Consider the following 19,879-nt stretch of genomic DNA (forward strand, 5'->3'; position numbering starts at 1 on the left):
TAAATAACAAATTATAACGTATGGCAGAACTGCTCTATAAGACAAAAGGCGACAAAGTGATCTGGACGATAGTATTATTTCTATCGCTCGTGAGCCTGCTCGCTGTTTATAGCGCTACCGGCTCCCTCGCGTATCGCGAAAGAGGAGGGCATACGGAGTATTACCTGCTCAAACAACTTTTCGTGTTGGTAATGGGCCTGGTGATCATCTATTTTGCCCACAGGGTGAATTACACTATTTACTCAAGGGTAGCGCAAATAGGTTTCCTGGTATCCATCCCCCTGCTGATGTATACATTGGCATTCGGATCAAATATCAACGAGGCCGCCAGGTGGATACGTTTACCGTTGATCAACCTGACCTTCCAGACATCGGATGTTGCCAAACTGGCCATCTTCATGTATGTAAGCAGGCAGTTATCGAGGAGACAACACCTGATCAACGATTTCAAAAAAGGCTTTTTACCGATCATTATACCGGTAGGCATTATCTGCATCCTGATCATGCCGGCGAATATGAGTACAGCGCTGCTTTTGGGAGCAAGCTGCATGTTGCTTTGTTTCATAGGCAGGGTGCCTGTAAGGTTCCTGGCCTCTATGGTAGCAGCCGGCGTAGTAATGGTAGCCATGTTGTTCCTGATCGCCAGCGTAACAGGACTTGAAATGCGTACCAAAACCTGGCAGAAACGTATAGATAACTTTTTACACGGCGATCATACAGAAACTCCTTACCAGGTACAGCAGGCCAACATCGCTATTGCAGGTGGAGGTATTTTAGGTAAAGGACCGGGAAACAGTACCCAAAGGAACTTCCTGCCGCATGCCTATTCAGATTATATCTATGCAACCATCATAGAAGAATATGGAATGGTAGGCGCATTCCTTATCCTGGCGGCGTATATGCTGTTACTGCTGAGGTGCATACGGATCTACCGACGGTGTCCCTACGCTTTCGGAGCATTCCTGGCAGTAGGGCTAAGCGTCACGCTGGTTATACAGGCGTTGACCAACATGGCGGTGAACGTGCAGTTGTTCCCTGTAACCGGGGTAACGTTGCCAATGGTTAGTATGGGAGGATCTTCTGTTTTGTTCACCAGTATGGCTATCGGCATCATACTGAGCGTTTCCAGGAACGTGGAAGAAATGGAAGGCAAACGTGCAGAAAGAGAAAGAATAGAAAAAGTGATGGCAAATGCAGAAAACGCTGCAGTAGCCTAAAACGTAAGTATAACAATTACCAGGAACATGCAACGCAAAGTGATCATAGCAGGTGGCGGAACGGGAGGACATATCTTCCCTGCAATAGCGATTGCCAATGCGTTGAAGAAGATACACCCGGATACGGAAATACTGTTTGTGGGAGCCAAAGGTAAAATGGAGATGGAGAAAGTGCCACAGGCAGGTTACCCGATCGAGGGACTTGAAATAGCAGGATTAAACCGCAGCAATATTTTCAAAAACATATTGCTCCCGTTTAAACTCTGGAAAAGCCTGCGGCAGTCAAAGAAAATACTCCGCACCTTTCAACCGGATGTAGCAATCGGAGTAGGCGGTTATGCCAGTTTTCCTATCCTGAACAGGGCGCAGAAATCCGGTATCCCGACATTGATCCAGGAACAAAATTCCTTTGCAGGAAAAGCGAATATGATCCTGGGAAAGAAGGCGGCAAAGATCTGCGTAGCATACGATGGAATGGAAAAATTCTTCCCGGCATCCAAACTGGTAATGACAGGCAACCCGGTAAGAAGCAGCATTTCACAGTCTGTGATCCCAAAACCGGAGGCCTTGCAGCAGTTCGGGCTGAGAACAGACAGGCAAACGGTATTCGCAGTAGGAGGAAGTTTGGGCGCGAAGTCTATCAACGAAGGTCTGACTCCCCTGTTAAGTTCTTTTGCAGAAAAAAATATCCAGCTGATCTGGCAAACAGGGAAGCCGTATTACGAAACTGCATTGGCAGCGGCGGCGCCCTATGGCGAGCATATCAAAGTATATGAGTTCATCAATACTATGGATGCCGCATACAAAGCAGCAGACGTGGTATTGTCGAGGGCCGGGGCTTTAGCCATTGCAGAACTCTGCGTGGTGAAGAAACCGGTGATCTTTGTTCCATATCCTTATGCAGCGGAAGATCACCAGACTTCCAATGCCATGAACCTGGTCAATAAACAGGCAGGTCTGATCATCAGGGATTCGGAAGTAGGCGCACAATTAGGCAATACCTTGTTTAGCCTGCTTCAGAACAAAGCATTGATGGAACAACTGGAAAACAATATTGCAAAACTCGGCAATCCGAACGCAGACGAGACGATTGCCAGGGAAGTATTAACGCTTATAAAATAAGCGGCATCGAATAAAAAATGATGGATCTGAATAACATAAAGAACGTTTATTTCATCGGTATCGGCGGTATCGGGATGAGTGCTATTGCCCGCTTTTTCAATGAAAAAGGCGTAAAGGTAAGTGGCTACGACCGTACAGCAACTCCTTTGACCAGGCAACTGGAAGAAGAAGGAATGAAGATCCATTACACTGATGACATAACCCTGGCAGACAAGGAAGCTAACCTGGTCGTATATACGCCGGCTATACCTGCTGCGCATACTGAACTGACCTGGTTCCGTGAAAATGGTTATGAAGTAGTGAAACGCAGCGATGTTTTACAGGAGATCACCCGCTCACTTTTTGCAATAACTGTGGCCGGAACTCACGGTAAAACAACCGTATCAACAATGATTGCGTATATACTAACAGAAACAGGTTATGGCTGCAACGCATTCCTGGGAGGGATCAGCGTCAACTATAACAAAAACTTCTGGAGCAGCAGTAAAGCAGTAGCGGTTATCGAGGCAGACGAGTACGACAGATCTTTCCTGAAATTAAGTCCGGATATCGCCGTCTTAACTGCCATGGATGCAGATCACCTGGATATCTACGGTACTCCGGAAGCAATGGAAGAAGCTTTTATTCAATATACGCACAATATTAAGCCTAATGGCACACTGATTGCTAAGTTCGGCTTGCATCGAAGTAAAGAGTTAACAGCTACCAATAAATTGTTATACAGTTTACAAAATGATGTTGCCAACGCCTATGCCGAAAATATCCGGATGAACAATGGTGGTTATGTGTTTGATGTTGTACAGCAGGATTGGAAATTAGAGCAGGTATCGCTTCATCTCGGAGGAATGCACAACGTAGAAAATGCAGTAGCTGCAATTACAGTAGCGCAAATCCTTGGAATAGACGGTGAAAAAATAAAAGCTGCCGTAGGTACTTTCAAAGGTATCAAACGCAGGTTTGAATATGTTGTTAAAAGAGACGACCAGGTATATATCGATGATTACGCCCATCATCCTGAAGAACTGAGAGCCCTGATCACCAGCGCCAAAGCATTGTTCCCGGGAAGAAAAGCAACCGTTATATTCCAGCCGCATCTTTTTACCAGGACAAGGGACCTCGCAGATGGTTTTGCCGAAAGTCTTTCGCTGGCCGACGAAGTGATCCTTCTTCCTATCTACCCCGCAAGGGAGTTGCCGATAGAAGGGGTGACCAGTGAGATGATCGCCGGTAAGATCACGGTGCCGGTAAAGATCATTGCTAAAGATAAACTGCTGGAGTTCCTGCAAACACAGGAAACGCCATTGTTAATAACTGCAGGGGCAGGAGATATAGATCAGTTGAAAGAACCGATCGCCGCCCTGCTGAAAAAATAAAATTATGGGTAAAACCGCTAACATACTTAAACGCATCGTTACTGTAAGCCTCTGGGCTGCAGGCGTGATCGGCTTTGTAGTATTGTTGGTGGCGGCTGTTCAGGATACAGATGCGAGGAAGTGTAAAAGCATCGTTGTGAAGTTCGAAGGCGAAGACGATAATTTCTTCATAGGCTCAAAAGATATCAAATCACTGATCACCAGGGATAAAAGAACAAACCCGATAGGTAAGCCGATCAGCGAGATCAATATCCGGGAGCTGGAAGCAATTGTTGATAAAGAGCCATGGGTGAAGAATTCGGAGATCTACATTGATAACGGGCAACGACTGAACATCAAAGTAGCGCAGCGGGAACCGGTAGCAAGGGTGTTCACTTTTTCAGGAAATAGTTATTACCTGGATGTTACAGGAGAACATATTCCCGTTTCCAGTCGTTATGCTGCAAGAGTGCCTGTATTTACAGGGTTTCCTACAGATGCAGCAAAACTTCAGCCGGCCGACAGTTTACTGAACAGGCAGATCGTGGAGCTGGGAACTTATATCGGCAAAGATCCTTTCTGGATGGCGCAGGTAGAACAACTGATGATCACTCCCGACCGCAAGTTCGAATTTGTTCCAAAGCTGGGCGACCAGGTGATCGTATTCGGTGAGGGAACAGACATTGAAAAAAAATTCACCAAACTGCTTGCCTTCTATAAAGAAGGATTGAACAAAGTAGGATGGAATAAATATAGTCGCATCAACATCGCATTTGAAAATGAGGTGGTTTGTACAAGAAAGGACGGAGTGCCTCCTTTGCAGCCTATCATCGCAAAAGACAGCATCAACCTGCCTGTAGTAGATGAAAAACCGATTTCAGACGAAGAAGATGCATCAGCAGTTGCAGCAGCTCCGGTAGTTGCTACACCTGCGCCCAAGCCTGCAGCTCCGGTAAAAGAAAAACCAAAGGAAGTTGCAGCAAAACCAAAAGCCAAAGCGCAACCAGTTAAAAAGAGCAGGAAAGAGAATGAGGCAGCGCCGGCAAAACAACAGCCAAAGGCAGTGTATAAACCAGGGAATAAATCTGTTAACACATCAAAAAAACAAACAACGCCATGAATCAGGAAGCTCCCATCATTGTAGGACTCGACATAGGTACTACGAAGATTGCTGCCATAGCAGGAAGGAAGAATGAATACGGGAAACTGGAAATTCTGGGATTCGGTAAAGCTACATCGTTTGGTGTACAACACGGAATGGTGCTGAATATTGACCAAACCATCAAAGCTATCAGGCAAGCGCTCGAAAATTGTTATGCGTCCAACCCCAACCTGGAAATAAATGAAGTGTATGTTGGCATCGCAGGCCATCATATCAAAAGTTTGCAAACCCGCGGAGATATTGTACGCAGCGACACTGATGCAGAAATATCCCAGAAAGATATTGACCAGCTGATCAACGATCAGTACAAAACAGTTATTCCCGCAAGTGATCAGATCATTGATGTGATCCCTCAACAATACATTGTGGATAGTTTGCAGAACATCACCTACCCTATCGGTATGTCAGGGGTCAAGGTAGGTGCAAACTTTCATATCATCACCGGCGACAAGAACGCTATCCGCAATATTAACCGGAGCGTGGAAAAGTCGGGACTGAAGATCCGCGACCTGGTACTGCAGCCTTTGGCTTCTGCAGCGGCGGTAATGTGCGATATGGACTTTGAAGCGGGCGTAGCGATAGTAGACATCGGCGGCGGAACAACAGACCTGGCTGTGTTCTATGAAGGAATCCTGAAACATACTGCTGTTATTCCTTACGGTGGCGAAAATATCACCAACGACATTAAAAATGGTCTGGGTGTGTTAAAAACACAGGCAGAACAGATGAAAGTGCAGTTCGGATACGCACTGGCAGACGAAGCTAAAAGTAACGCATATATTACCATACCTGGATTAAGAGGCCAGAGCCCCAAAGAGATATCAGTGAAAAACCTGGCCCATATTATCCAGGCACGGATGAGCGAGATCCTCGACTTCGTAGTATACCATCTGAAACAGATCGGCATGGACAATAAAATGCTGAATGGCGGTATTATCCTTACAGGCGGAGGTTCGCAGCTGAAACACCTGATCCAGTTAACAGAATATACTACCGGCGCAAGCGCACGTATAGGTTTCCCCAATGAGCACCTGGCAAGCGGGCATATCGACGAATTGACAAAACCAATGTATGCGACCTGCGTAGGGCTGATATTGAAAGGCTATAACGATTTTGAAAATGACAGGAAAGCACTGGAAGAAAACTATGTAAAAATTAATACAAGCTATTTTGCGAAAGAACAGGCTTCACAATCTGTAGCAGCACAGGAAGAATGGATAGAAGACAATCCAAGCACCCAGGAAATACAGGAGCGTAAAGCAAAAGAAAGAAATGCATCTCTTAAAAACTTCCTTGACAAAATGAAAACGAAGATCATTGATATGTTCACGGAAGAAGAAGATGCAAAACTTTAACGTAAATGGCGCAATTGTTGCAAAAACCGAACGTTTAATAAATAAGAATTAAGCACAGTAATTAATAATGAAAGGACATAAAAACCATAGTAAGAATCGATCAACAGCACCTACGCTTTATAGCTCATTATTAATTATTCGTACTAACCCATAAAAGTATAGAGTCATGATACATTTTGATCTCCCTAAGGAAAAGTCTTCTATCATCAAAGTCATTGGAATTGGCGGTGGTGGTAGCAACGCTGTGAATCATATGTATAGCCAACGCATTGAAGGGGTAAATTTCATTATTTGCAATACCGATGCTCAAGCTATTGCTAACAGCCCAGTTCCCAACAAAATACAGTTGGGACCTCATCTAACACAAGGGCTTGGAGCCGGTGCAAATCCTGAAATAGGGAAGCAGGCGACAGAAGAGTCCTTTGAAGAAATCAAAAAAATACTGGAGGTAAACACCAAAATGGCCTTCATTACTGCCGGTATGGGCGGCGGAACCGGAACCGGTGGCGCTCCTATCATTGCGCGTATTTGTAAGGAACTGGGTATCCTCACAGTAGGTATCGTTACCACTCCATTCTCTTACGAAGGAAAGAAAAGGATGTTGCAGGCAGATGAAGGGATCACAAGGCTGAAAGAGTATGTAGATACCCTGCTGATCATCTCTAACGATAAATTACGTCAGAAATTCGGGGACCTGAAATTTAAGGCTGCCTTCGAAAAAGCTGATAACGTGTTGGCTACCGCTGCAAAATGTATCACTGATGTGATCAACTCTACCGGTCAGATCAACGTCGACTTCGCCGATGTTTGCACCGTAATGAGAGACGGTGGCGTGGCTATCCTTGGTTCTGCAGTGGCTGAAGGTGAAAACCGCGCTCAAAGAGCGATCGAAGACGCGCTGTCTTCTCCATTGCTGAATGACAACGATATCCGTGGCGCTAAATGGATCCTTATCAACATCTCTTCCTCCGAAGGTGAATTCGAACACACCCTCGACGAAATGGATGTTATCCAGGCTTATGTACAAAGCCAGGCCGGTGAGGATTGCGATGTTATCCTCGGTGTGGGCTACGATCAAAGCCTCGACCGCCAGTTAAGCGTTACTATTATCGCTACAGGTTTTGAACAGAAACCGATCACTCAACATAAAGTCGCTCCTTCTAACCAGGAGAAAGTTGAACCTAAAATTGTAATGCAGTTAGGTAAAGATGGCGATGAGAAAAAGATGAATATTCAACAAGCCCAGGGCGTTTTATTCCAGCAGGAACCACAAGACCTGATGGCTCCGCGCCTGATGGAACCTGTGAATATCCCATCTCAGCCGCATCAGCAAACTCCTATTGCACCATCACGTCAGAACTATGTGCTGAATGTACAACAGGTACCGCCTGCAACACAGCCGGTTCAGGAAACAACGCCTCAGCCTTCCGCTCAGATGTATTCCCAGCCTGCGATGCAGCAACCTGTATATCAGCACCCGGTAACGCAGCCTAACAATATACCGCAGCAGAACATCAACGTGATCCAGCCGCAGGCAGGCAACCCGGCAGCCGGGTTCCAAAGCAGGCCAGCCCAGATCTACGTAGAGCCTGGAGCAACGCCAGCGCCTGAAATGAAAATGGTGTTCAAGGAAGAGGAAGAAAACAGCAATGTAAATACGCCGCCTGCTCCGCCGGAAGTGCCCATGCAGCAAGCATTAGAGGACCTGGAAGAGCAAAAACGCAAACAAGCGGAAAGAGTGGCAAAATTGCGCAGCATCAGCTTCAATGTGAAGAACATGGAAAATAATGCTGAACTGGAAAATGTTCCGGCTTACCTGCGCCGCAATATCAATCTCGAAAACGGCGCCGGCTCTGCTGAACAGTTCTATTCAAATTATACAGTTGGTGACCAGGGTCAGAATTTCCATCCTGAAATCAACACAATCAATACCTTTTTAGATGGGAAAAAGCCCGATTGATGAACACATTTGATTGTTTTTTAGTTGTGTTAAGAAAAATCCTCCGGTTCTCCGGAGGATTTTTTATTTAAAGAGCATTCAGTTCTTTTTTGGCTTTCTCCAGTATCGTGGCTACAGGAGTGGTTTTCAGCGTTTCTTCCTTGAAAGGTTTCAGGATGTTTTCCAGCTTCGATAGTGCCGCAGGATCACCCGCCAGTTCCTTTCGCAGGATACGGATCTTTTCATAATCCTGGATGCCTTCCACCAGCCTTTCGAACCGGATGGAAGATCTCGGTCCCGGGTATACGAAATAGGTATCGCCGGCCGACCAGGTGCGGAACCTCGAATCTCTCAGCGGGTCCAGTACCCAACAATTATAAGCCCATCTCAGGTACCCGTTGTAGCCTTTATTGGCTGCATACCAACCCATAAATGTTGCTTCACCGGTAGGCGAAAAGCTAAAGGTATTAGGATATCCTTCTGTACAACAGGTATAGAAGGTAGTTGGCAAACCTTTATCCAGCCTGGCTTTTAAAACATCCGCAGGATACGATTCCCTGAATGCGATACTGTAGTCATAGAGCTCCAGCCCCAATGGTGCATGGTAGCTGCCAGCCAGGGAAAGCTTGAAATCTTTATCCGCATTTTTAATAAGCTGCATAGCCGCTTTCATTGCTTCTTCAGGACGCTCGTCCATTGCGATCATGGTTTTCTCGAACCACCCCTTAGCTTTCAGATGCTTTACAAAATCTTTCAGCATTGGTTGCCAGTGGGCAGCATATTCGGGACTTCCCGGTTTGGCCACGATAAACGTATCTTTCTTTGCTGCTTCGTCGTAGTAGTAAAACTTCAGGTTCCATGGGATCATGCTGTAACAGTTAATGCCTTTGCTGATGCCAAGATCCATCATGTATTGCACCCATTTATCAAAGATGGTGTAGTCGTATTCCCAGTCGCCGTTTTTCTTTTTTGTCCATTTCACCATTGAGCCATAAACATCCTGTGTCTGGCTGTTCCATGGGTCGTAGATAATAGTTGCCGTGATCATCTTCTGACCGGCATTGGCCAGCATCTGCGTATAAGGCTTCATTGCCTTGAAATGCGCTTCGCTCCAGGGTTTTACGTTATACATTCTTGCCACCGCGTCGGGGCTTTGCCAAAGGTCTAAATGAAATTGCCAGTCTTTAGGGTCAGGCAATACGTGATTTAATACTGTTATTTCATATGGCAGCGTGATCTTTTGCGCAGCGGCCGATATGGTTACGGAGCCTTTATAAGTACCGGCGGGAACGGTTGCAGGCACCTTTACGCTTAACCAGACAGGTTGCGTGGTTTTGGCTGCCATGTCTTTCTTCCTGATGATATCGATACCATCGGCAACCAGCGACGAATCATACACGCCCGGCGGATGTACGCCACAGCCGCCGCCTTCTTTATTCAGTCCGTCTGTCATTACATACCTCACAAAACCGGTAGATACCGCGTTAGCCGGGATCACTCCTCCGTTGGGGTTTACCAGTGGCGTTACATCGATTTTTACGCCTGGTTGTGCAGTTGTTGACCAGAGTACCAGCTGTGTATGAACTTTTTCGTTTTTCCAGGCTTTGGCGGCCCAGGCAGGAAATAATGCATCTGTTCCCGGAGCATTTCTTTTTTCATAACGGAGGTCAGCAGATCCAAAAGCCGCGTGTAGTTTGTTATCCTTTACAGCATTCCAGGTTGCCTGGTTAACGGGTTTAGGATCGGGAAGTTCAGTGTAATCGCGGGCCGGAGATTGAGCTAATAAGTTTTGTTGCAATGCCAGCAATACCAGCATGCCAAAAAATTTGTTCACCATTGCTACATTTTATAGATGTTTTCATTGCAGGGAGGCTGCTCCCTGTTTACCGAAGACCTGAAGATCAAAAATTTTTCGCGGAAAAAGAAATTTCACGCAGAGAGGCAAAGGAAAGCAAAGAGGCATAAGAAATATTTTTAAGGAAAATAAGAAAGCAAAGGGAGCGAAAAATGTTATGTTATATAACACGATCATCGCTCCCTTTGCCTCTTAAAATCCGCTTCGGTCCAAAATCTTTTGCTTCTTTGCTCCTTTTTGCGTCTCTGCGGGAAACCCCTCTGCGGGAAACTTCAACTAATGTATAATGCGTCGTAACTGCAGGTTGGTTACCGGCGCTACCACTAAAGGATATTTTTCAATTGTAACATAGCTGGAATCCAATCCGAAACCTCTTTCTTCTGAAAGGGATATTTTCTTGAGGAAGAAATACATCTTCATAACCATACGCTCATAGAGCGGCAGGTCATTATCATGCGAAAGGAATTTCTCCATTACAATGAACTGGAAATCGCCCACTACATTGTTTTTACTCAAAGATTCGTAACGGCTGGTGATATTCACTTCTTTATTTCTTACCATATCTTCCACTACCATTCTGAACATCAGGTTAATGCGTTGTTCCACTTTGAATCCAAGGCGGAATTCAACACGGATCACCTCGTTTGGTATGATGGTTTGAACAGAATATTCGCTCAGGTATGGTTCATCTACAACGTCCACATGTACAAACCAATATATATCGGCCCGTTTAGGTTTTTTGTTCAGGATGCTGTAAATGATCTTATGCTCAATTTCCTTCGGATTATCGGCGCTGCTCATATATACCAGGTGAGTAGCATATTTTGGAATAGAAGTATCATTGCTCAGCTCCTGGATAATTGGCAGATAATCTTCCAGCCTTACAAATTCCACGTAGCGGTTCTTGATCTTCCTGGATTTGAACCAGACGATCATCACCAGGAACAGGGCTCCGGCTACGATTACTGTTACATAACCTCCATGTGCAAATTTGACAATATTGGCAAAGAGGAAAGAGAATTCGATGGTAAAGTATACCACCATATATAATAATATCCAGCCTATCCAGACTCGCCTTGTATATAGGTAAAAGGCAAAAAGGCAGGAGGTCATCAGCATACAGATCGTGATCGACAGGCCGTATGCCGCCTCCATATTACCTGATTCCTGGAACAGGAGAACGATGGATACGCAACCTACGAACAGCATGGTATTGATACCCGGGATATACAATTGTCCACGCATTTCTGTAGGGTAGTTCACCCTCATTTTAGGCCAGAGGTTCAGTCTCATAGCTTCAGCGATCAGGGTAAAAGATCCGGATATCAGCGCCTGGCTGGCTATGATAGAGGCCATGGTAGCGATGAGTACGCCAAAGATCACGAACCATTCCGGCATAATGGTGAAGAACGGGTTCTGATCTTTTGGCAGGATCTGACCTTTTTGCGTAAGTAACCATGCGCCCTGGCCAAGATAGTTAAGGATGAGGCAGGTTTTTACAAAGATCCAGGAGATGCGGATATTTCCTTTACCGCAGTGCCCCAGGTCGGAATACAAAGCTTCTGCCCCGGTAGTACACAGGAAAACGGCTCCGAGGATCAGGAAACCGCTCGGATAGATAGTTAAGAGTTCAATAGCATAATGAGGGCTGAAAGCCTTTAAAATGCTTAAATCGTCGGCAATATGCGAGATTCCGAGCACTCCCAGCATTGAGAACCAAAGGACCATGATAGGGCCGAACATACGGCCAATGGAGACGGTACCGAATTGCTGCATAATGAACAGCCCGGTTATAATTGCCAGAACGATTTTTACGATTGTCCATTGCCCGAGGTCTTTGAAGACTTCGAGGGTTCTGAGACCTTCAATGGCGGAGGTTACAGTGATAGGAGGAGTAATAATGCCATCGGCCAGCAGGGCGGCGCCACCGATCATACCGAATATAACGGTCCATTTGGCGTGTCGTCGTACCAGGGCGTAGAGTGAGAAAATACCTCCTTCTCCTTTATTATCTGCCCGGAGGGTGAGAATAACGTATTTAACAGTGGTTTGTAGGGTGAGGGTCCATATTATACAGGATATCCCTCCAATTACCAGCAGATCGCTGATAGGATTACCTCCTACTATGGCTTTAAAAACGTAGAGAGGAGAAGTACCAATATCTCCGTAGATAATTCCAAGAGCTACAACCAGTCCTGCCAGTGTAACCTTGTTAATGTTAATGCCCACGTAATAAAAAGTTGGTTAAAAAGCCCACAAAATTAGGGGTAAATCTTGATTCTCCAATATTAATCTTGGAGGGAGCTAACGGGGGGAAAGAAAAAACCTCTCCCGGTTGATCGGGAGAGGTTTTTAGTTATTTACTCGATAAGAGTGGTATTGATTAGTTAGCAGGAGCTAAGTCAACAGTACCAGACTCACCAGGAGTGTTTTGTTTGATGAAGCGACCGCGATCGATACCTTGTTTGTCAGCCAGGTAGTCGATAACTGCATCTACACGGCGGCTGCTCAGGTCAACACCACCTTTTTTACCTTTAGCACCAGCGTGGCCGGTAACCAGCACGTTGCAAGAAGGATTAGCTTTCAGAGTAGAAGCAACTGAAGCGAGGATAGCTTCTTGATCTTTACCTACTTTAGTGGTAGCACCTTTGAAGGAAACGCTAGGCAGAACCAGGGAACCGCAAGTTACTACTGGAGTTTTGCAGCATTCTGGATCTGGGCATTTACCAACGCCATCAGCATCAACTGGTTGGCAGTAAGTAGGAGTGATCAGTTGTTTGTCTTTGTAATCAGGAACGCCATCACCGTCTGTATCTTTAGCAACACCGTGAGAATCAACAGGCGCGCCAGCAGGAGTGTTAGGTTCGCGATCGAATTGGTCAGTTACACCATCACCATCAGCATCTGGTAATACTGGAGCTGGCAGTTTCATGTGACGAGGGCTGCTCAACTCGCTGTAAGCGTACTCCAATGGGTTGATCCACCATAATGGTTGAACGCGTTTAGAAGCGTTACCCAGGTTGAAGTTCAGGCGTAATGAAGTGTAAGAATAGAAATCTTTGGTAGAACCACCTGGACCAGGATAACCATCTAAGTAAGCATCAAATGGCATGGTGATTTTTTCTTCAACGCCGATGTTGAAACGTTTAGACACTTTGAACGCGATACCAGTACCGAGGTCAAGTGCGTGACGGATCAGCTGGTTGTCGTTGTGACGACCGATAGAGATCCTGTTACCTTGAGAAGGAGCGTTTTGCTCGTATTTTTTGTCTCTCAGGTCGTTCAGTTGTTTTCTGATATCGCTGCGTTTAGCGCCGAAGTTAATACCAGAGTAGTTGTAACCATTTCCGTTAGCATCCAATGCGTCAACGTCTACGTCAGCAACTACAACAGAGTAACCAGCTAATGCATACCAGTTTACTTTAGGCTCAGCTCTGTAGAACAGGATGTTGCTGAGAGAAGCGATCATGTCTAAAGACAGCTGGTGGTTCTGTGATTTGTAGTTAGGTACGATCATACCACCATTTAAAGCTGCGGTTTTAGCCCAAGGATTGCCGTTTGCAGCAATGGTTGGACGCAGCTTGTAGTCCTGACCTTTGTCGATAGAACCGATGTACTCAGCTCTTAAAGAGAAAGTATGACCCAGTGCTTTTCTCAGGGAAATACCACCACCAAAACCAGGTTGAGGAGGAACAGTTCCGCTAATCAGGTGAAGACCACCGTGAAGACCTAATTCCCACATATCTCTCGGCTTAGCCGGGAAATTCGACTGATGGTTCAGGAAGTTGGTTTGTTGTACCATACGGCCGCGCCCAACTTTGGAAGAGTCCAGAGCATCATAGCCGGTTGGTGTAACCTGTGCAAAACTAGTAGATGCTGCCAGTAAACCCACAGCGCCTGCCAGTAATAAGTACTTTTTGCTTGCCATAATTGTTTTTTTTATTAAAAACTGTTAAAAATTTACTAATAACCCGTTTTTTACCTAGCAAAGGTAAATATCATTAATGAATATACAAATTTTTCTTGCAATATTATTTTCATTGATAAGTCCTTCACTATTAGAGCTTAAATGAAACTATTTATATACCTTAATTTTAGTTACGTTAAGGTTATGTGTATGCTTTGTTAACAGATCCTTTAACTGCTGTTAAAAGAATGTTATACTCCTAATACAAATTAAAGGCCAAAATGTTAAAATATGAGTTATAAAACCTAGCTTAGCAATCCTTTTTATTTCAGACATGGACGAGATTAAACACCTGATAAGTAAAGAATTAAAAGATTTTGAGCACAAATTTGCAGATTCAGTAAAAAGTCATGTACCCTTACTGGACAGGATCATGCATTATATCGTTAAACGCAAGGGAAAGCAGATCCGCCCGATGTTTGTATTCTTATCAGCTAAATTATTTAATGCCAATGTCAACGAAAGTACATACAGGGCTGCCGCACTGGTAGAACTGCTCCACACTGCCACCCTGGTGCATGACGATGTGGTAGATGATGCCAATGAAAGAAGAGGATTGTTTTCTATCAATGCTTTATGGAAAAATAAGATCGCAGTACTGGTAGGCGACTACCTCCTGTCGAAAGGCCTGCTGCTCTCGCTTAACAACAACGACTTCAGAACCTTGCAACTTCTCTCCGTTGCCGTAAAGGAAATGAGTGAAGGAGAATTACTGCAGATAGAGAAAACAAGAAAATTAAATATAAAAGAAGATATATACTTCGAAATTATACGCCGTAAAACAGCTTCATTATTAGCCTCCGCCTGCGCCGCCGGCGCATGGAGCAGCAGTGAAAACGAAGAGATCACGGAACAAATGCGCCTCTTCGGCGAAAAAGTAGGCATCGCCTTCCAGATAAAAGATGACCTGTTCGATTACGGTTCTGCCAAAATAGGCAAACCTACAGGTATCGACATCCGGGAGAAAAAGATGACCCTACCCCTTATCTATACCCTGGACCATGCCTCCAACGAAAACCGCCGGAAAATTATCAACATCGTAAAAAACCATAACACGGATAAGGAAAAAGTGGCAGAAGTGATTGAAATGGTGAAAGCCTCCGGAGGTATTGACTATACCAGGCAAAAAATGTTTGAATACCGTGACGACGCCCTGGCCATCCTGAAAAAATTTCCTGACAATGATTTCAGGAAGGGACTTGAATCACTGGTTCGTTTTACAACCGACAGAACATTTTAGAAAAAATAAAAAATAATGTAATATGCAATAGCCATAAAATCTCATGATGCAAAAACGCTGGTCAGTCAAGGCATATCAACCAAACCAGGAACAACTCCTGCAATCGTCGCTACGTATACATCCCTTACTTTGTAGATTATTAGTACAACGGAATGTAACAACCTTCGATAACGCCCGGCAGTTTTTCAGACCTTCACTGGAAGACTTACATGATCCCTGGACCATGAAAGATATGGACAAAGCCATTTCCAGGATTGAACTGGCCTTCTTCCAGCAAGAGAAAATACTAGTATATGGCGATTACGATGTAGACGGCACCACCGCCGTTGCCACTGTGTATGCTTTTCTACAAAAAATCTACAGCAATATTGAGTTCTATATCCCGCACCGCTACCGCGAAGGCTATGGCGTCTCCCGGCAGGGAATAGAATATGCCAGGGATAATGGTTTCAGCCTGGTGATAGCATTGGATTGCGGCATCAAATCCATAGACCTGATCACAACAGCCAAAGAATGGGGAATAGATTTTATCGTTTGCGATCATCACCTGCCAGATGCTGTCCTCCCTCCTGCTGTTGCAATCCTCAATCCTAAACAAAAAGATTGCCCTTACCCGTTCAAAGAACTTTCCGGCTGTGGAATAGGATACAAACTTATTACTGCCTTCGCGCAAAAACGTGGTCTACCCATTTCGGAAGCCAATAAATACCTGGACCTGGTGGCAACCAGCATTGCCGCCGACATAGTGCCGATGACAGGCGAAAACAGGATTCTGGCATTCCATGGACTGATCAAAGTCAATTCCGATCCCCTCCCTGGCATTAAAGCGCTGATCACCCTCAGTGCGCTGAAAGAACAACTAACTATCTCCAACCTGGTTTTCGTTATCGCTCCCCGTGTAAACGCAGCCGGCAGAATGGATGATGCCCGCAAAGCCGTCAACCTCTTCATAGAAACAGATGAGGAAAAAGCCGCCGCTATTGCCGCCATCCTCCACGCCGATAACTTCGACAGGAAAGAGATCGACAATACCATCACCCAGGAAGCTATTTCCATCCTGCAAAACGATGCAGATATAGCCACCAGGAAATCAACAGTCCTTTACCAGGCGCACTGGCATAAAGGAGTGGTTGGTATCGTGGCTTCCAGGCTGATCGACAAATACTATTACCGCCCAACAATAATCCTGACACAATCCAACGATATTGTTGCCGGGTCGGCGCGCTCAGTAATGGGATTCAATGTATACGAGGCTATACACCAATGCAAGGACCTGCTGGAAAATTACGGGGGCCATTTTTATGCTGCAGGCATGACCCTGAAAGCAGAAAACGTTCCCGCATTCCAGGAACGTTTTGAACAGGTTGTTGCCAGTACTATTCAGCCCGACCAGCTTACCCCTGAGATCGTGATTGATTCAGAGATCAGGTTAACTGATATCACTCCCGCTTTCTACAATATTCTTAAACAATTCGAGCCACTGGGCCCGGAAAACCAAAGACCTGTTTTCCTTGCGCGATACCTCACAGACACCGGCTTCTCCAAAATCGTAAAAGACGAACATATCCGGTTTTCGGTAAAACAGGGCAAATACGGTCCTACCCTTACCGGTATTGGTTTTTATATGGCAGATAAATTCCATCTTGTCAACAGCAAACAACCTTTTGACCTGGCATTTACGCTCGATGAAAATGAATGGAATGGCCAAACAAGTATCCAGATGAAAGTGATCGATGTACGGGCCAGTAAAAGCTAAACTATTTATGTTGTTTCAGTAACCAGGTATATAATTCAGGGGTATTGTATGCACGGGTCCACGCGTCATGCCCGCCATCAGGATATTCTGTATACTGTACATCTGCTCCCAGTCTCTTCAACTCATTCACCAGCGTTCTCGATTCATTTACATTAACCGTTGGATCATCTGCGCTGTGAAAAACCCAAACCGGCGTATGCTGCAACCTCGACATCCTCGACACTGTTCCTGCACCGCAAATCGGCACCAGGGCAGCAAAATGTTCCGAATGCAAACTACCCCAGTCCCAGGTTCCATATCCTCCCATACTTAAACCGGTGAGATAGACTTTTGTCTTATCCACATGCAATGAATCCATCACTTCCTTGTATAAAACCTCCAGCGCTGCGCTATTCCACCAATCGTTATTGCATAAAGGCGCAACCATTATAAATTGCTTTCCTTTCATCACCCGCGACAAACCTACCTGGCGTACAGCGGATATATCTTTCCCACGCTCTCCTATCCCATGCAGGAAAAAAACTACCGGCCATTTATAATCTTTCTTCTCATTATACCCTTCGGGAATATACACCACGTAATCCGTAATGATATCTGTAGGCTTAACCAGTTTTTTATTGCTGAATCCAACAGTCTGCGGTGTAAATATATCCTCCTGCCCGGGCTTGGAAGGCGTCCCGGTTTCCGGATCTGGCACAATACTTTTCGATTCCGTTTTGGAACAGCTCACAATGGCAAAAAACAAAGCCACAAATACATAAACAATTTTCTTACTTCTACTTTTTTTCATATAAATGGTTAAAATTAAAAATCCCCCGGCAACACGCCGGGGGATGGTTTTATACGGTTTTCCTTGCTTCAGAACGTAAGATAAGCACAGATATTTTAACAGCAAACAAAATATCCTTCAAATAAAAAGCCCCCCGGAAATAAATCCGGAGGGCGACAACTTTATATAATTACCGGTTACTGTTTTTGCGCACCCATCAGCTCCACGCTTCTGTTTACGAAAGCAGTCAAATCTGCTCCTGTCAAAAGGTTCTGGGAAAGCAGCGCCAGGTCTGCAAGGTTGCGGATCTGCTTCTGCTGCAATTCCTGGTTCCCTTCTTTCAGGATTTGCGTGTAAACAGGGTGGTTGGCATTCACTGTCATATTGATCTCGTCCGGCATATTTGCATACCAGTTCATTGCTCCGCCACCCATAGCCGCCATATCTTTCATACGACGCATAAACTCCGGACGGGTAACGATCACAGGTTGCGCATCTGCCGTTAAACCTTTCAGCTCCACTTTAATATTAGGCTGGGTCACCTGCGAAGTGAAAAGCTCTTTCAACGCACCTTCCTGCTCTTTGGAAAGTACAGTTGTATCGTTTTCATTCTTATCTATCAGGTTATCGGCAATATCAGCGTCTACACGGGTAAACGCAGTGTTTTCCCACTTCATTTCCATGTTGTTGATAAACGCTGCATCTACCAGGGTTTCCATTTTGATCACTTTATAACCCTTGGCTTTCGCTGCCTGGATATAACTATCCTGCTGTACAGGGTTGGTAGCGTATAAGATCACCAGTTTATTATCCTTGTTGGTTTGCAGTGCTGACGCAGCATCGCGGTATTCCTGCAAGGTGTAGAACTGTCCGCCATCCACATCTTCCAATACAATAAACTTGTTGGCTTTTTCCAGGAACTTATCGTCTGTCATCATTCCATACTTCACAAACAGGCCGATAGAATCCCATTTTTCTTCGAACGATTTCCTGTCGTTACGGAAGATCTCATCCAGTTTATCTGCCACTTTCCTGGTGATATAACCGTTGATCTTCTTAACGTTCGGATCGCCCTGCAGGTAGCTGCGGCTCACGTTCAGCGGGATATCCGGGCTATCGATCACCCCATGCAGCAACATCAGGAATTCAGGAACGATATCTTTTACCTCGTCTGTAACATATACCTGGTTGGAGTAGAGGTTGATCTTATCTTTCTGTAATTCGTAACTCTTCGTGATCTTGGGGAAGTAAAGGATACCTGTTAAGTTGAATGGGTAATCTACGTTCAGGTGAATCCAGAATAAAGGAGCTTCGGCAAATGGATAAAGTTCTTTATAGAAATTCTGGTAATCTTCGTTTGTTAAATCGCTTGGCTTCTTCGTCCAGGCCGGGGAAGTATTGTTGATCTGGTTGCCTTCGAATTTAATAGGTATCGGCAGGAACTTACAGAATTTTTCAAGAATGTTGCGGATACGGCCATCTTCGAGGAATTCTTCACTTTCTTCGTTGATGTGCATAACGATGGAAGTACCCCGTTCTGCTTTTTCTGTAGTTTCAATAGTATATTCAGGGCTGCCATCACATTCCCAACGTACCGCTTCTGCATCCGGCTTCCAGGAGCGGCTGAAGATCTCTACTTTGCTGCTCACCATGAAAGAAGAGTAGAAACCTAAACCAAAGTGCCCGATGATATTGGTTCCGTTCTCCTGGCCTTTGTATTTTTTCAGGAACTCTTCAGCGCCTGAAAATGCGACCTGGTTGATGTATTTATCTACTTCTTCTCCAGTCATACCAATACCATGGTCTGCAATGGTAATTGTTTTCTTCTCCTTATCTACACTCACCTCGATCGACAGATCGCCCAGTTCCCCGTTGAATTCGCCGGCGCTGGCCAGGGTCTTCAGCTTCTGGGTAGCATCTACCGCGTTACTTACCAGCTCCCGGATGAAGATTTCATGGTCGGAATATAAAAACTTTTTAATGATAGGAAATATATTCTCCGTCTGAACACGAATGGCTCCTTTTTGCATTGGTAATCTGATTTTTTTCCGGTTGTTTTCAAAGTGTATGCCAGCAGACAATTAGCTGACAAGTTGTCAATCAATTGTTCCCAATTTATCAATAACTTCAGACAATACAACCATA

13 protein-coding genes are annotated in these 19,879 nt (G+C 45.1%); 8 read left to right on the forward strand and 5 right to left on the reverse strand.

Annotated elements, in window-relative coordinates; all coding sequences use genetic code 11:
- Positions 1-20 precede the first annotated feature (20 nt).
- From BLV62_RS15760 to ftsZ, 6 genes are all read left to right on the forward strand, one after another.
- On the forward strand, positions 21-1,217 hold the full coding sequence (locus tag BLV62_RS15760; protein ID WP_089762931.1) for an FtsW/RodA/SpoVE family cell cycle protein: 1,197 nt from the start codon (positions 21-23) through the stop codon (positions 1,215-1,217).
- A 27-nt stretch (positions 1,218-1,244) separates the two neighbouring features.
- Positions 1,245-2,339 carry an undecaprenyldiphospho-muramoylpentapeptide beta-N-acetylglucosaminyltransferase gene (murG, locus tag BLV62_RS15765; protein ID WP_089762932.1) on the forward strand — a complete coding sequence of 365 codons (1,095 nt, stop codon included), beginning with the start codon at positions 1,245-1,247 and terminating at the stop codon, positions 2,337-2,339.
- A 17-nt stretch (positions 2,340-2,356) separates the two neighbouring features.
- Positions 2,357-3,712, forward strand: a complete 1,356-nt coding sequence (gene murC / locus BLV62_RS15770) for a UDP-N-acetylmuramate--L-alanine ligase (protein ID WP_225889607.1) — start codon at positions 2,357-2,359, stop codon at positions 3,710-3,712.
- 4 nt (positions 3,713-3,716) lie between these two features.
- Complete coding sequence (locus BLV62_RS15775) at positions 3,717-4,811, forward strand: cell division protein FtsQ/DivIB (protein WP_089762933.1); 1,095 nt, start codon at positions 3,717-3,719, stop codon at positions 4,809-4,811.
- Complete coding sequence (gene ftsA / locus BLV62_RS15780; protein ID WP_089762934.1) at positions 4,808-6,208, forward strand: cell division protein FtsA; 1,401 nt, start codon at positions 4,808-4,810, stop codon at positions 6,206-6,208. Before BLV62_RS15775 ends, ftsA begins: the two co-directional genes overlap by 4 nt.
- 166 nt (positions 6,209-6,374) lie before the next feature.
- On the forward strand, positions 6,375-8,168 hold the full coding sequence (gene ftsZ, locus BLV62_RS15785) for a cell division protein FtsZ (RefSeq protein ID WP_089762935.1): 1,794 nt from the start codon (positions 6,375-6,377) through the stop codon (positions 8,166-8,168).
- 67 nt (positions 8,169-8,235) lie between these two features.
- Here ftsZ and BLV62_RS15790 read toward each other — a convergent pair whose 3' ends face one another.
- The 3 genes from BLV62_RS15790 to BLV62_RS15800 form a co-directional block, all read right to left on the reverse strand.
- Positions 8,236-9,984 carry a DUF4091 domain-containing protein gene (locus BLV62_RS15790; protein ID WP_089762936.1) on the reverse strand — a complete coding sequence of 583 codons (1,749 nt, stop codon included), beginning with the start codon at positions 9,982-9,984 and terminating at the stop codon, positions 8,236-8,238.
- Positions 9,985-10,278: 294 nt separating this feature from the next.
- Positions 10,279-12,231 carry a KUP/HAK/KT family potassium transporter gene (locus BLV62_RS15795; RefSeq protein WP_089762937.1) on the reverse strand — a complete coding sequence of 651 codons (1,953 nt, stop codon included), beginning with the start codon at positions 12,229-12,231 and terminating at the stop codon, positions 10,279-10,281.
- A gap of 154 nt (positions 12,232-12,385) precedes the next feature.
- Positions 12,386-13,930: an OmpA family protein gene (locus tag BLV62_RS15800; RefSeq protein WP_089762938.1), complete on the reverse strand. Its 1,545-nt coding sequence runs from the start codon at positions 13,928-13,930 to the stop codon at positions 12,386-12,388.
- A gap of 313 nt (positions 13,931-14,243) precedes the next feature.
- On the opposite strand from BLV62_RS15800, the gene BLV62_RS15805 reads away from it, so the two are divergent.
- Together BLV62_RS15805 and recJ are read left to right on the forward strand one after the other, a co-directional pair.
- A complete protein-coding gene (locus BLV62_RS15805) occupies positions 14,244-15,209 on the forward strand; it encodes a polyprenyl synthetase family protein (RefSeq protein WP_089762939.1) in 966 nt (321 codons plus the stop codon).
- A 46-nt stretch (positions 15,210-15,255) separates the two neighbouring features.
- The gene (gene recJ, locus BLV62_RS15810) at positions 15,256-16,965 is read left to right on the forward strand and encodes a single-stranded-DNA-specific exonuclease RecJ (protein WP_089762940.1); all 1,710 of its coding nucleotides are present in this window, start codon (positions 15,256-15,258) and stop codon (positions 16,963-16,965) included.
- A 1-nt stretch (position 16,966) separates the two neighbouring features.
- On the opposite strand, the gene BLV62_RS15815 is transcribed toward recJ, so the two are convergent.
- Both BLV62_RS15815 and htpG read right to left on the reverse strand, forming a co-directional pair.
- Positions 16,967-17,755: a carboxylesterase family protein gene (locus BLV62_RS15815; protein WP_139170193.1), complete on the reverse strand. Its 789-nt coding sequence runs from the start codon at positions 17,753-17,755 to the stop codon at positions 16,967-16,969.
- A 176-nt stretch (positions 17,756-17,931) separates the two neighbouring features.
- Positions 17,932-19,764, reverse strand: coding sequence for a molecular chaperone HtpG (gene htpG, locus BLV62_RS15820; RefSeq protein ID WP_089762942.1), 1,833 nt, complete (start codon positions 19,762-19,764; stop codon positions 17,932-17,934).
- Positions 19,765-19,879 lie beyond the last annotated feature (115 nt).

It is taken from the genome of Chitinophaga terrae (ex Kim and Jung 2007) (genome assembly GCF_900107795.1).
Lineage (GTDB): Bacteria > Bacteroidota > Bacteroidia > Chitinophagales > Chitinophagaceae > Chitinophaga > Chitinophaga terrae.